This is a genomic window from Larkinella fluvii (assembly GCF_051857545.1).
GTDB lineage: Bacteria > Bacteroidota > Bacteroidia > Cytophagales > Spirosomataceae > Larkinella.
The window spans coordinates 713658-728569 of sequence record NZ_JBPZHB010000001.1; the positions used below are offsets into that span (position 1 = coordinate 713658).

Sequence of the window (14912 nt, forward strand, 5' to 3'; positions counted from 1 at the left end):
CATGAACATTACCTACCCCCACACGATTGAGAACGGCCAGGGCGAAAAACTGGTCTTTCTGGGCGTGACTCAGGAGCCCGACGGCGACCGGGTCGTTGGAGAAAACTTTGTGACACCCGGCAGTGGCCCGCCGATGCACGTACACTGGCTGCAGGATGAGGGTTTTACGGTGGTGAAAGGCAAAATTGGCTACCAGATTCAGGGGCAAAAAGAGCAGTATGCCGGTGAAGGCGAGTCCATCGTGTTTAAACGCGGTGAACCCCACCGGTTCTGGAATGCAGGGACCGAAATGCTTCAGTGCCGGGCCTGGATCAAGCCAGCCAATACCATTGTGTTCTTTCTCTCGGCCATCTTCGCGGCCCAGGCCAAGTCGGGCAGGAACCAGCCGGAAGCCTTCGATGCTGCCTACCTGCTGACCCGCTATGCCAGCGAATACGATATGCTGGAAATTCCCCTGTTTGTCAGGAAAGTGATGATTCCCATTACCTATGCCCTCGGAAAACTGCTGAATAAATACGAACATTTCAACGATGCCCCCGAAGCCGTGAAACCGCGTTAACCCAGCGCGTTTGGCTCATCTGCATCCACATCAGCCGGCTGCCCAATCGCAAACGCAATAACGCGGGCGATGGCAGCCGGTGGCATGTAAACTAGTCCCGATGCGACAAACTGGCTTCTAAACCAGCGACGACTCCAGTCCATCTCTAAAGCCCGAAAGTTTATTTTCCCTTCTACAGTTACTTTTTTCAAATTCACCGTCTTACTACAGGATAGGTGATCATTCTTTCGCCTGGAGAGTGGGCATACTTTGTTAGAGTTAGTACAGTTCCGGTCGGAGTTCCTGACTCCGACCGGACTTCTTTTCCGGTTTCGGTTAAAAACAGAAATTTGGGACGAAAGAATGTAGCAGTGCCACGTCCTCATTTTTTGGTTTTACTGACAACCTTCCGGCGAAATTCCTTGTCGATAAGATTAAGGAGGATTAAAAGCTGCTAAAAGCCGGGTGAAGGAAACGCTATGCGGTTTTAAGACCTTTCTCTCTTCTGATTTAAGCAACGTACAAACGCAATCCGGAAACAAACTTTCGCATGACAGCACGACTCGAAAAAGGGATAATGGAGCAATTGACGTCTAACCTGGCGAACGCAAAAAACATGAAACCCGCTGAACTGGACCAGATGATGCAGCGGATCGCGGACGCTGTCGAGAATGCTGCGGGCATTAAGGTGACGTGGAAATTACCGTCTTCAGTCCAAAAAACCACCCAGCAGGAACAACTGGATCAATTGGCCGCCCTCTATCTGGGGGTTTAGGCAGCAGAAGTCAGGAAAGCGTAGAAAAAATGGCGTGATAACATTCAACGAGCGGATCGGGTTTAAGTCAGCGTAACGTTGCCGTTTCCGAATTAAACCGGAACGTCGGCCAATCATCCGCTCCTGAGTGCCCGTTGGGTGCCTGGAATCTGTCTGTCATTTGCCTATGGTTTCCATTAATTTGTTGCTGGTTGTGCTGGGCGTGGCTGTGCTGGCCGTTGCGTTCCTGCCTTCCTTTCTCAAAGAATATCCGCTTTCATACCCTATCGTTCTGGTTGGTTTAGGCTTGTTGGTCTACGCTTTTCCACTTCCTTTGCCATCTGCCAATCCGCTTCAGTATCCGGCTTTAACAACACACTTGAGCGAATTATGCGTCATTGTAGCCCTGACGGGGACAGGGCTCAAGATTGATCGCCGGTTTTCACTAAAAAACTGGCGGATACCGTTTCGGCTGGTCTCGCTGGCCATGATCCTCACCATCGGTGCCATGGCGGTGGCAGGCTGGTACGGTGTGGCATTATCCCCGGCTTCGGCTCTGTTACTGGCGGCTTCACTGGCGCCCACGGATCCGGTGCTGGCGGGCGATGTGCAGGTTGGTGATCCGGGGGAGGGCGGTGAAGACAACGTTCGGTTTGCGCTGACGGGCGAAGCCGGCCTGAACGATGGTCTGGCCTTCCCGTTCGTATACGGAGCGATTGCCCTGTTGCCTTCCGAGGTGCCTTTGACGGACCGGTTTTGGGATTGGCTGGGCATGGACGTGGTCTACCGGCTGGGCGTCGGTTTGCTGGCGGGTTGGCTTTCAGGAAAACTCCTGGCCGTCTTCATTTTCCGGTTGCCCGAAAAAATCAGCATCAAATCATCGGTTTACGGATTTGTGGTTTTGGCGGTAACCCTGACCACCTACGGAGCCACCGAATTAATACATGGATACGGCTTTCTGGCCGTCTTCATTGCCGCCGTCACCCTCCGTAGCTACGAGCGGACCCACGAATACCACCAGCACATGCACGATTTTTCGGATCAGGTCGAACGACTTTTCATTGTCGTCATCCTCCTGTTTTTTGGTGGAGCGATAGGGCAGGGTCTGCTGGCCCAGCTCACCTGGGCGGATGCTTTGCTGGGGCTGGGCCTTCTGCTGGTGATTCGCCCCCTGGCGGGTATTCTGACGCTGGTGGGTGCCAGTGCCAGGCTTCGCGAACGGTGGGTCATTGCCGGTTTTGGAATTCGGGGCATCGGTTCTTTTTTCTACCTCGCCTTCGGATTGGAGAAAGCCCCTTTCCCGGAAGCCGAGCGGCTTTGGGCCATCGTCGGATTCGTGGTTCTCGTTTCCATTGTGGTTCACGGAATACTGGCTACGCCGGTCATGAAATGGCTCGACAAACAGAAATAAGGACTGCCTGGCGTTAGAGTTTATCCTTCCAGGCTTCCAGCCGGGTCAGAATCGCTTCGGTCGAGCCGCTGAATTTGATGATGTTTTTGTCCGGAAACTGTGTGTAAATAGCCCGGTAGATTTGACAGAATTCGATGGGGTTTTTGGTAACTAACCCGGCCAGAACGTCTTTACCCCGGTATTCCTCAATCACTTTCGCCATCCGATATCCCATAAAATAACTGGTTTCATCGAAGGCTACCGTAAAACCGATGTTGTAAAGCTCACTGAGGTTGGCGGTGGAGTCGTGAAAAGCGGAAAATAACAGGCTCTCGAATAACGCAAAATTCTGCCGCGAACGCTGCCCGTTGCGTGCATACTGTTCCTGTTGCTCTTTTGAGAAACCGCCCGGCTGTTCGATTTTTGTAAAATCACCGACCAGAGTGGCGGAGCCTTCGGTCCACAGATTGGCCAGGAGCGTATAGGCATTGTCAATATTCTTTGGCGGATTCACTGCGGTCTTTCCGTTCGTGCGATGGCGTTCGCCGACCTGCTGAATGGTATGATAAAGTTCATGGGCGACCAGATAAACCAGTCCTTCGTAATCATCGCCAATTTTCTGCAAAGCCACATTGAAGGTGTCGTCGCCACCAATGGTGAAGCCCAGCGCACCCCCGCCGACCAGAAAACAGGCCCGGGCTTTTACGGGCAGCGTAGCCGGAGAATACGGCAAAATCAGAGCTTTTACATCTTCAATAAACGATGCCTTCGTTTCCAGTTGACGAATTAAATCTCTGATTTCCGGAAGTTTGGCTTTGACGGCTTTCCATTCGAAGGGGTCGTTGCCTTTCACGGTTCCCGTTTCGACTATCTCCCGCAAGGTTTGTTTAAAGGCGGCCTCTGTCCCCGTTTTGTTGTAACTGGTGACCTTTCGGATCAATTGCTGACTGCCGTAAAGTTGCGCAATCCCGTCCAGTTCTGCCTCGGTCGTTTTCGTTTTGGCCAGCAGATTCGTAACCGCCTTCGCACTCCCGAAATCGAGCTGAATGGCCATGTCGGGTTGTGGAGACGGTTTTTTACGTTCCTGACAGAAAGCTTTTGGATTTACCAGCAAAAACAAAATAAACGCGACTGTCTTCATCATAAAGAGAAAATTAGTGAGATGATCTGGCTGGGATTCGCTATTTCGATAAGCATTCAGTTTAGTTTCTTCACCACCCATTCCCCCACTTTTAGTCCCTGCGCCCGGCCCTGATCAATGGCGTCCATGAAATGAATGCCGCCGTAGAACCGGGAAAGTCCGGCTTCCGTGGCCGCTTCGCGGAAGGATCGGAACGTGCGGGCTTTCAGTCCATACGGCTCTTCGACGGTGTCGGTATACTCAAAATGATCGCCGAAATAGTGCGTCAGAATCACTTCCGAAGCCGCCGAAATGGTGGAATGCCCACTCAGGTATTCGGGAAACGGGGGCGTTTGCAGAAACGGTTTCCAGTCGGGATCGATGAGCTTGCGGATGGCGGTTTCGGGACGAACGCGGTTGCTGCGGTATTTTTCGTCCCAGCAACAGATAAAACCGTCCGTTAATCCGATGGCTACGGCCGTGTAGATCTTCAGCGACTCGGCGAAGCTCTTTTTCGCTTTGGCGCAGGCAATCCCGGTGATGCCCAGCCAGTGAGCGCCGGGGGAGATTTTTTTGAGACCCACCATCATGTGGCCGTTGTTTTCGAGCGCAAAGGGATTGCAGTCCCAGAAGGCCGCAATCTGCCGGTGTTCTTCCGTCAGGCTGTTGCCGCCTTCCTTCTGGTTTTGCAGGAGCATCCGGTAAAAAGACGAGCTTTTATCGGTGGAATAAGCCGCTGGCGGAGCGGGTTTAAACTGGGCCGCCGAGTCCAGCGTGAACGGGCGGACGGTGTTGAAATACGGTTCGACCGGAGCAAAATACCCCGGCGGGGTCGGATACCAGCTTCCGGCTTTTTCGGAGGGCGTATACCGGGGGTAGTTGCTGATCCGGTTGTACTGGTCGGCTTTGGCGTATTTCAGCATCTGTTTGCTAACCTCCAGCGCATACGTTGCCGACTGCTCGATCACCTCGTCGGAAAAGCCCACGGTTCGGCACGAATCCAGCAACTGCTTTTCCAGCTTCTCCAGCCGCTTGCCGGAGGGCTGCATTTTCTGGGCGGTTTTGAGCATCGCCAGCACCGCGCTGAGGTGCGTGGAATGTCCGCTGATGTTCGGCTTTTCCATCGCCGGGTAACCGTTCAGGACGCCGTGCATGCTCCGGTAGGCCTTGTCGTTCTGGGCAACCACTTCGTAGCCAGCCAGGCAGGCGTAGGCGAAAAACCGGGCGGCCAGGGGCGGATTGGTTACGTCGTGGATCATGACCTCGGTCATCTCGGCAATGACGCCGGTGATCTCCCGGTTGCCCAATTCCGGCGTTTTCTCCGTCTGGCAACTGCTTATAAGGGCTATAACGAAAAGAGAGAGGAAGATTTTTTTCATTGAAATTGAAAAGTTGTTACACAGAGTTGATCAGAGGTCATCAGAGTTTTTCTCTGATTAACCCTGATGACCTCTGATCAACTCTGTGTAATAACTCATTTAAACCCATACGCTTTTACGCCAACCTGATTGATACCGAACAAAACCGTGTTTCCAACGGGCAGCACACTCCGGACATCGCCTTTCAGCAGAAAACCGGATTGGGGTTGTGGTACATACGAAAACTGGCCTTTCCCGTTGCCTTTCAGCAAAACACCGTAGTTGGCATCATACTTCCCGAACCGCAACCGCGCCCGGCTGATGTTGCCGCACAGGAGCAGGTCCTTCTTGCCGTCGTGGTCGTAATCGAACGCCGTGAGCGCAAAAACCGGAGAGACCTGCACCTCCACCGGCAACGCTTTTTCCTGCCATTTACCCGTTTCCGTACTTTCAAAATACGTGGTTTTTAAGTGATTGGCTTCCATTCGATTCACGCCTTTCAGTTCTTCTTCCGTGAAAATGTCCTTCATCGTCGCATCGGCGTAGCTTTTGTAATCCGGGAAGCGCGTTCGCATGATGCTGAGCTGATCCAGCAACTCGTCGCGGGTGACATAGGGATAGGTTTTGCCCTGAATGTAAAAACACAGAATCGGATCGACCGAACCGTTGTCGTCGAAGTCCTTGTAAAATAGTTCGGCGGGCTCTTTGTCGCTGGCTTTACATTGCGTGTTCAGCCCCTGATTGCCCACCACTAGATCCGGTTTGCCGTCGCCGTTGAGGTCATCGACCAGCAGTTTATTCCACCAGCCCCGGTATTCCTTGTCAAAATAAGTCTTCGTCTGATCCGTGAATTTACCGCCGTCGTTCCCGAAAACCGTCACCGGCATCCACTCACCCACCACCACCAGTTCCGGTTTTTTATCGCCGTTCAGGTCGGTCCAGGCGGCATCGGTCACCATGCCGATGCGCTGAAGATCGGGAGCCAGGCTCGCCGTCTGGTCGGTAAATCTCCCCTTGCCGTCGTTGATCAACAGAAAACTCGGGGGCGTTTCGGGATAGCGGCCCGGAATCACCCGCCCACCCACAAACAGATCCGGTTTGCCATCGCCGTTGAGGTCGGCCACCCGAACGCAGCTTTTGCTGGTGCGCATGGCGGGCAAAGCCGCCGGATTTTTAGTGAAATTCCCCTTGCCATCATTTATGTAAAGTCGGTCCTGCAACAAGGCGTCGTCGGGCATGAAGTTCGCGTAACCACCGCTACACACGTACAAATCCGGAAAACCGTCGCCGTTGGCATCGAAGAAAACCGCATCGGCGTCGTCGCTGGCTTTGTCGGTATCCAGCGTGGGTTGTGCTTTCTGTAAAAACTGCTGGTTGGCTTGCTGGAGAAAAACCGCCCCGGCCTGGCCGCTGCCACCACCCACGAATACGTCTTCCAGGCCATCGCCGTTGACGTCCGCTTTGGTCAGACACGGTCCCACAAACGACGCCGGATTGACCAGCAGCGGCTGCCGTTTGAAATCATTGATGGTATTTTTGGGGTGCTGATACACCACCGGGGATTTCAGTTCCGTAAACACAGCCGGAGCAGAAGGCGTTGACCGCCGGGACGTTTTGGCGTCTTTTTCCGATATCACCAGCACCTGATCAGCCTTTACGTTGGTCAGCAGTTGTTGTTTATCGCCCGGCCACACAATGCGCAGGGAATCGATGGTGGTTTCTTTTCCCAGTCCGAAATGCAGAATGGGCGATACGCTCGACTGATAGCCACGCGACGGCATTTGCTCCAGATACTGTTGTCGGCCGTTCCGGTAGAGGGTCACTTTTGTACCCAGCCCAAATCGATTGGCCCCGGCACCGTCCAGTTTGACGTTCAGGTAGTGATTTTTGAGTTGGCTACCGGCTTCATTGCGGTAAATAAAAGCCGGTTTGTTGATGTTATTGATGGCCAGATCCAGGTCGCCGTCGTTGTCCAGATCGGCATACACCGCGCCGTTGCTGTTCGAAGGCAGGGTCATGCCCCAGGCCCGGCTGACGTCGGTGAAGGTGAGGTCGCCATTGTTTTTAAAGGCGTAATTAATCACATCGGAAGCCGGTATTTTGTAGACCAGTTCCAGCAAATCCTGACGCATGACCTTGCGGTTGAGCAGAAAATCGCCCATGTATTTCAGGAAATCCTGGTTGGTATAATCGCGCAGATACCCGTTGGTCACAAAGAGATCTTTCCAGCCGTCGTTGTCGTAGTCGGCCAGGAGGGGAGCCCAGCTCCAGTCGGTGTTGGAGATGCCGGATAACTGACCTACTTCACTGAATTCGGGAATGCCTCCGGTTCCTTTCTTGCCGTCCGTTCCCACATTCAATTGCAGCATATTCCGCATGTGCTGGTAATAAAACCCCGAATTGACGGCCAGATCGAACTTTTCGTAATTGTCGGGCGACATCAGGAGTTTCTGCCGCCGGTTGTCTTCGGGCAGCATGTCGAGCGTCAGAATATCGGGCCGGGCGTCGTTGTTCATATCGGCGACATCGTTCCCCATCGAGAAATGAGAAATGTGACCGATGCCGGTTTGCAACTGGTTCGTAAAGGTTCCGTTCCGGTTGTTGAGGTACAGAAAATCAGGAACGTTGTAGTCGTTGGAAACATACAGATCGGGCCAGCCGTCGCCATTCAGGTCGGAGACGCCCAACCCCAGGCCGTAGCTCAGCACCGAATTGAGCAGACCCGCCCGTTCGGTCACATCCTCGAAACGGGTTCCGGTATTCCGAAGCAGGCAAACCCCGATTTCCGGGCTTTTTTTCTTCATCAGTTCCGCCGTGGCATCCGGGTCGAGGATGGGCAAAAGTCGGGGATTATGGTTGAGCAAAAACAAATCCAGATCGCCATCGCGGTCGTAGTCGAAAAATGTCCCCTGGGTCGTCTGACCAGGTTTGTCCAGTCCCCATTTGGCGGTTTGATCGGAGAAACGGGGAATACCCTGCGCATCGGGACCGTCGTTGATAAATAGTTGGGGTGTCCGTTTTTGGGGCGGCAGACTTCCCGAATACGACAGAAACAGATCGAGCCGCCCGTCGCCGTTGACATCGGCCATCGAGACGCCCGTCCGCCAGGGGCCTTCGCGTCCGGCTACGCCCGCAGTGGCCGTAATATCGGTAAATTTCAGATTGCCTTTGTTGAGGTACAACTGGTTCGGAACCATGTTGCCGCTGAAATAAATATCTTCCAGGCCGTCGCCGTTCAGATCCCCAACGGCGACCCCGCCACCGTTGTAAAAATATTCATACATGAGCACGTTGGTATTCAGCCCTTCGTTCAGTGTATTGACAAACGAAATGCCGGTTTGCTCCGGAGAAAGCAGCGTAAACAGCGGAGGTCCCGTGTCGGGGGCCGTCTGCTCCGTGGAAGCCGGTTTTTTCTGGCAGCCCGTCGACAAAAAGGCCATCATGATGATGAGACCACTCCAAAAAGCGCGTAAAAAAAGCGTCATAAACGAAAGAATGAATGAAAAGGCACGGAAAGCTAAGTTAGGACAATTGAGTGCAATAGTTCAGTGTTTTTTTTACATTGTCCTGATTGGGGCGGGTTGACTCATCCCGATTTTTTTGGTGGCAAAAGCGGGAATGAATATCAAAAAAACTGGTGCCAACGCATGATTATGCGTTGGCACCAGGTATATTCAAAGGGATATCGACTTGTGAAAAGCGCTCAATGCTATTGATAGCCGGGATTTTGCACCAATTGCTTGTTCCGGTTGATCTCATCCCGGCTGATCGGCAGGAAGTAGATTTTATCTTGCCACTTCCGGTTTTCCTTGCCGGTACCTAAATCCTGAACGCTGTAGGAATACGTATAGTTGTCTTTGCTGTATTTATACGTCGTCACGGTTTTTCCGGGTTTCAGTTTGCCGGTGATGACAATGATCTGGGCCTGTTTGCCCAAGGCCGTTGGGGCAATCATCCAGCGCCGGACATCGTAGAACCGCTGATCTTCAAACAGCATTTCGATGTTCCGTTCGTTCTGATACCGGGTGACAAGGGCCGCGCCGGTTTCGGTAATGGCGGGCATGCCCACCCGGAACCGAACTTTGTTGAGCCAGGTTTTTGCTTCGGCTTCCTGACCCAGGGCCAGACAGGCTTCCACGTAGTTCAACACCACTTCCGTAAACCGGATCTGGATGGAAGGCACTTCCTGCCGGATGTTCTGATCGACAAGGGTTGGATCGGGGTCCATAAACTTGCGGATCGCGTAACCGGTCCAGGTTCCGTTCCAGTTTTCGATGGAACTGTTGCGGGTATCCAAACCGGAATATTTGGTAGGAGCAGCCGAACTACCTACTTCATACTCACCCATTTGAATCTGTCCGGCCGGATCGATACCGGCTCCATCGGGCGTGCGGGGCTTCCATTGGGCACCGTCGTACAGGATGGATGCGTAGAAGCGCGGATCGCGGTTTTCGTAGGGCGTTGCCGCGTGGGCCGGATTTTTCCAATCGAACTTCGTACCGTCCATCATCTCGTAGTTATCCACCAGTTGTTGAGTGGGTTGACTCGATGTCCAGCCGTGATAACCGTTTGGCATGTTGTTGCGCGGATACCAAGAACCCCAGTCGTCGAACGAAGCCCGGATGTAGTATTTCAGGAAGATACCATCGGCTTCACCACCGTTGCGCGACAGATACATGTTGATGTAGTTCTGCTGGCCTTCGGCCGCAGAAACCGGTGCCGTCAGGTTCAGTTTATAGCCATACTGGTTTAGGTCAATCACGGCTTTGGCAGCATCCCGGGCTTTCGTCCAGCGGGCAATCCGGTCACCACTAACGTATCCCAGCAGTTCGGGTTTGTTGAAACCGGCGATGACGGTCGACTTGGCTTTCGCCGTCGGAATGTCGTGCAGATCACTGGCGGCATACAGCAACACCCGGGCTTTCAGGGCCATGGCGGCACCCATTGTGGCGCGGCCACTGGTCAGGGTTTTTCCTTTCAGCAGAATAGCGGCCGAATCCAGGTCACTCACGATGGCGTTCACACACTCTTCGTAGGTATTCCGGGCGATGGTGAAATCGGGGTTATCCAGCGTGTAAGGCGACTTGATCAGCGGAACCGCCCCATAATAACGAAGCAGTTGGTTGTAAAAATAGCCCCGCATGAAATACATTTCACCCTTCATCCGATCAGCCACCGTGGCATTGTTAAACTTGGGCTTGGCCAGGTTGGCCAGCGCAATGTTAGCCGCCCGAATCCGGGAGTACATGGCACTCCATTCCATCGTGTTTTTAACCGTTCCCAGGTTCGATGGACTCACGTTGGCTTCGTTGACATCCTGCTTGCCAAAGCTGTAGAGCGCATTGTCGGTCTGACAATCGAAACTCATTTGGTCCAGAACACCGTCCCGAATTCCGTTGTAAACGTCCGTCACAAAGGCTTCGGACAGGTTCTGATCCGACCAGACCGCATCCCCCGACACTTTGTCGAGGGGTTTTGTATCCAGAAAATCGCTGTTGCAAGCTACCATCGTCATCCCTACAAGTAAACTGGACGACAGGCATTTTACGATATGGTTCATAATAGAATGATTGAGCATTTAGTTAAAAACTGACTGATAAACCGGCGTTAAGTACCCGAGCCTGCGGATAGTACTGCGCGCTGCCGCTGGTCGATTCCGGATCGAACAGACCTTTCATGGCTGGGGCATACGTCGCCAGGTTGAGGCCATTTACATAGACCCGCAGGTTATTCAGCCCCACTTTGCTGGAAATCAGGGCCGGTAACGTATACCCGATTTCGACGTTCTTCAGACGGATGTAGTCGGTTTTTTTCAACCAGTAGCTGGTACCGTTGGAGAAGTATTGGTTGCTGCGGTCAACGATCCGGGGATGTTCCGTGCTGGGGTTGTCCACCGTCCACCGGTTGTCGTAGCTCCATTTCAGGAAGTTACCGATCGTACCTGACTCGGTTTGCAGGAAGATCTGACCACCCGCCGAAGCTTGCACCAGGATGCTGAAGTCGAAGCCTTTGTAGGACATCGTTCCGTTGAAACCACCCTGGAACCGGGGCTGGTTGTTGCGGTCGGCCCGAACGCGGTCATCACCGTTGATTTTTTTATCATTGTTGATGTCCTTCAGTCTCATGTCGCCGGGGCGCAGCAAACTGGCACCCACACCACTGTAATCCACCGTGTTTTGATCGATTTCGGCTTGTGTCGAGAAGATGCCGTCGTATTGGTACATCAGCGTACCGTTCTGCTGGTTCGGATCGTTGACGTTGCTCGGAATGGGCTTGCCGGTCGAACGCTGCCATTCGGGTGCGCCGGGAGTTTCGTCCCAGAACGTAATTTCGTTCTTGGCATACCCGCCGTTCACACTCACGCTGTAGCGCAATTCACCCGCCTGTCCGTTGTAACCCACCCGGAATTCGTAGCCTTTGTTGGTTACTTTCCCGATGTTGGTGGCCGGCAGCGTCATCCCCGTCGTTTGCGGAATGGAGGCACTCTTGCGCCACAGGATGTTGGACCGCTTGTTCTGGAACACGTCGAACTCGAAGAAAATCTTGCCATTCAAAGCAGAACCTTCCAGACCGATGTCGGCGTTGTTGGCTACTTCCCAAGTGAGCGTCGTGTTCGGGACACCGTTTTCATACAGCGTTTGGGCAACCTGACCACCCGTTACGTAACCCCAGTTGGCATTGACAGCGTCACCGTAGGCATATGTAGGCAGATAATCATATTCGCGCAAAGCACCGTTGAAATACACCTGGTCGTTCCCCAACTGACCCCACGATGCCCGCAGTTTCAGAGAATTGATGGCCGGAATGGCATTTTTGAAGAAATTTTCTTCCGAAATACGCCAGCCCGCCGACACACCGGGGAAGAAACCCCACCGGCTTTCTTTCGGGAACATGTATGAACCATCATACCGCCACAGGAATTCAGCGAGGTACTTTTCTTTATAGTTATACGCAGCCCGACCGAAGTAGCTCATCCGCGCCCGTTCCCAGGCTGACGTCGTGTTGCTGTTCTTTTCGGCGCTACCACCGGCAAACAACTGATCGATGGCTGTGGAGGCAAAATACCGCCGGAAACCGGAAAAACCGGCCGAGTTCGATGCTTCTTTCGTGATACCTGCCAGCAGAGTAATGCCGTGGTCCGTACCAATTACGCGATCGTAGGTTAAAATACCCGACAGCAACGAGTTGAACTGGTCGTTCGTGTATTGATTAAGTTCTGCCTGAGCGGGACCTTTTGCCACCCGGTTCAGGATGGGTTGCTTGTTTGCATCGTACGACGTGTAATCCCAGCTATAGACGTACCAGGGCGTCTGCCATCTCTTGCCTTGCTGAATGTATTTGTCCAACGCGATACTACCGCTGAATTTCAGACCCGGAATCCAGGGGTTGGTAACGTTGACGGTGGCGTTGCTTTGCAGATAATACCGCGTATCCCGGTCGTAACCGGTTGCATCCGTCGTAACCAGAACCGGTTGCTGGCCGTTTTCAATGTCCGGAGCGGGCAGCCCATTCGGCCAGAAAGCCGGTTTGTTGGGGTAACCCCGCATCAGCATCCGGAAAATGGCCCCAGCACCTACCGTTGGGAAAAACCGGTTTTCCTGACGACCGACCACACCCACGACGGTATTGACGTACTTGTTGACTTTAGCGTCCAGATTCATGCGGAAGTCATACTGCTTATACCCCGTCGCGGAGTTTTTGTAGTAACCATCCTGATTCTGGTAGTTGGCCGACACCAGGTATTTGATGTTTTCGCTACCGCCAATCAACTGGAGCGTGTGTTTCACCTGAGGAGCCCAGGTTTTCAGCGCTTCGCCGAACCAGTCGGTGTTGGGGTGTCCCCACGGATCGGAGCCATCGTTAAACTTCTTGATATCATCCGGCGTAAAGGCGGCTTTGGCAATCGCTCCGTTGTCGGGGCGGGTAAAGCTGCCCGTGGCTTTGAAAGCATCCGAAGCGGCTTTCCAGTATTGCGGGGGCAGGTTATACACGTTGATCTCGTTGTTCAACTGGGCATATTCGGCCGCCGTTGCCATTTTAGGAATCACCGTCGCCTGTGAAAAACCCTGGTTGAAGCTGTAGGAGAGTTCCGGTTTGCCGGTTTTGCCCCGTTTGGTCGTCACCAGAATAACCCCGTTGGCTGCCCGTGAGCCGTAAATGGCCGCTGCGGCATCTTTCAGGACGGAAATGCTTTCGACATCCTGTGGATTGATCCGGTCGAAACCCCCGGCCCGGGCCGGAACACCGTCGATAACGATCAGTGCGTCGTTGTTTCCCAACGTGTTGGAACCCCGGATGCGGATGGCCGAACCGTCATAACCCGGTTCGCCACTGGAGTTGGTGGCAATAACGCCCGGCATCCGTCCTGCAATGGAGTTACTCATGTTCATGGCGGGTGATTTCACCAGATCCGTCCCTTTTACGGTAGCAACCGAGCCCGTAATCGTTTCTTTCTTTTGTTCACCATACCCCACAACCACCACTTCATTCAGGGTACTGATGTCGTCTGCCATTTTTACGTCGATCACCGACCGGCCACCGATGGGTAATTCCTGGCTCACATACCCAATGAATGAATAAACCAGCGTTGCATTTTTGTTCGGAACGTTGAGCGAATACGTGCCGTCCGAGGCCGTTGTGGTTCCCTGTGTGGTGCCTTTGACCACAATACTCACGCCAGGCAGTGCGTCTCCCTGTCCACCGGTCACCTTCCCTTTTATGGTCGAGTTTTGAGCAAAAGAAAGGGTGACAGAAGCAATCATTAGATAAAGTACCAATAGATACCTGTTTTTTGGAGGTACCCGATGAGTAGACTTTTTCATACGCATAAGACGGATTAGATTAAGTAAGTAATAGAGTTGGTAAGATTGAACAGGCAATACTTTTTCACGTGTAGGGAAGCGTGGACAGCAAGAAGACTATAGGTGTCACTAAGACCCCCGGTGTCTGGTAATACCGGGGGCGCTAGTCAAAAAGGATTGGGAAATGAATTAAACTGGGGAGAACCCCGAATGATTGAAGTAACTGTTTATCATAATTAATAGAGATGGTTTGAGACAATTGAATTATGCAAAGGAAAAATTATTTCCCGAATTATTTCGTCAATTTGTAACAGAATAGAGAAGAAAAATACCATCCTGTTACCTGTTGCAGCGACCTAATTTGGTAAAATGAATTGCCTGCCGAATTCACATTGAAAAACGCCTGCGTGGGGGCGAGGATCGTAATTCAAACGTTAAGTTAAGAATAGAATATAAATAATAAAATATTGGAACAATAAAAGTCAAAACGAAGTCAAAACCGGTTAAAAATCAGTCACTCGCCGGTGACCATTGACCCGGATTCTCCGGAATTATGTCGGACAAATAAATTAAATGATCCTAATTTAATAGGTTTTCCGCTACCGGACGGTAATGAATCCGGCTTGTCGGTCAAGTTGCCGTTGCAGGGCGGTTTTTTGGTTTTCTATAAATTGGCACAAGTTGCTGAAAAACAAGAGATTAGTAATGAATATTAAATATTAAATATTGAATATTGAATAACGAATATCGAAAGCCGGGTCAATCACTTCGTTATTCGTTACCGCGCGGGCGGCCCCGTCAACATTCAGCATTCGATATTTTAATGCCTGCCATACCGGCGAGTTGTCGGGGCATTAACTTTTTTTAACAGGCTGTTTATAAGGCAGAACGATGGTTGAAAGGGGATAGAAAGTACCTTTAGGGCAAACAAATCCGGCTTGCCAACGGAGC

Annotated in this window: 10 protein-coding genes; 4 read left to right on the forward strand and 6 right to left on the reverse strand. The window is 52.4% G+C overall.

What is annotated here, in order from left to right; translation table 11 throughout:
• The first annotated feature begins 1 nt into the window (after position 1).
• Positions 2-559, forward strand: coding sequence for a cupin domain-containing protein (locus tag ACS5NO_RS02880; protein ID WP_439413745.1), 558 nt, complete (start codon positions 2-4; stop codon positions 557-559).
• Here ACS5NO_RS02880 and ACS5NO_RS02885 read toward each other — a convergent pair.
• Entirely contained in the window at positions 556-702 is a 147-nt protein-coding gene (locus ACS5NO_RS02885; protein ID WP_439413746.1) for a hypothetical protein, read from the reverse strand. The genes ACS5NO_RS02880 and ACS5NO_RS02885 overlap by 4 nt on opposite strands.
• 386 nt (positions 703-1088) lie before the next feature.
• On the opposite strand from ACS5NO_RS02885, the gene ACS5NO_RS02890 reads away from it, so the two are divergent.
• Both ACS5NO_RS02890 and ACS5NO_RS02895 read left to right on the forward strand, forming a co-directional pair.
• Entirely contained in the window at positions 1089-1313 is a 225-nt protein-coding gene (locus tag ACS5NO_RS02890; protein ID WP_439413747.1) for a hypothetical protein, read from the forward strand.
• A gap of 166 nt (positions 1314-1479) precedes the next feature.
• Entirely contained in the window at positions 1480-2703 is a 1224-nt protein-coding gene (locus ACS5NO_RS02895) for a cation:proton antiporter (RefSeq protein WP_439413748.1), read from the forward strand.
• A 13-nt stretch (positions 2704-2716) separates the two neighbouring features.
• On the opposite strand, the gene ACS5NO_RS02900 is transcribed toward ACS5NO_RS02895, so the two are convergent.
• The 5 genes from ACS5NO_RS02900 to ACS5NO_RS02920 all read right to left on the reverse strand — a co-directional run bounded on the left by ACS5NO_RS02900 (position 2717) and on the right by ACS5NO_RS02920 (position 13922).
• On the reverse strand, positions 2717-3826 hold the full coding sequence (locus ACS5NO_RS02900; protein WP_439413749.1) for a DUF5700 domain-containing putative Zn-dependent protease: 1110 nt from the start codon (positions 3824-3826) through the stop codon (positions 2717-2719).
• A 53-nt stretch (positions 3827-3879) separates the two neighbouring features.
• A complete protein-coding gene (locus tag ACS5NO_RS02905; protein WP_439413750.1) occupies positions 3880-5181 on the reverse strand; it encodes a vanadium-dependent haloperoxidase in 1302 nt (433 codons plus the stop codon).
• Between the two features lie 95 nt (positions 5182-5276).
• Positions 5277-8645 carry a VCBS repeat-containing protein gene (locus ACS5NO_RS02910; RefSeq protein WP_439413751.1) on the reverse strand — a complete coding sequence of 1123 codons (3369 nt, stop codon included), beginning with the start codon at positions 8643-8645 and terminating at the stop codon, positions 5277-5279.
• Positions 8646-8869: 224 nt separating this feature from the next.
• Complete coding sequence (locus tag ACS5NO_RS02915; protein ID WP_439413752.1) at positions 8870-10720, reverse strand: RagB/SusD family nutrient uptake outer membrane protein; 1851 nt, start codon at positions 10718-10720, stop codon at positions 8870-8872.
• A gap of 22 nt (positions 10721-10742) precedes the next feature.
• Positions 10743-13922: a SusC/RagA family TonB-linked outer membrane protein gene (locus ACS5NO_RS02920; protein ID WP_439413753.1), complete on the reverse strand. Its 3180-nt coding sequence runs from the start codon at positions 13920-13922 to the stop codon at positions 10743-10745.
• Between the two features lie 563 nt (positions 13923-14485).
• Between ACS5NO_RS02920 and ACS5NO_RS02925 the strand changes: the two genes are divergently transcribed.
• Positions 14486-14677, forward strand: a complete 192-nt coding sequence (locus ACS5NO_RS02925; protein WP_439413754.1) for a hypothetical protein — start codon at positions 14486-14488, stop codon at positions 14675-14677.
• Positions 14678-14912 lie beyond the last annotated feature (235 nt).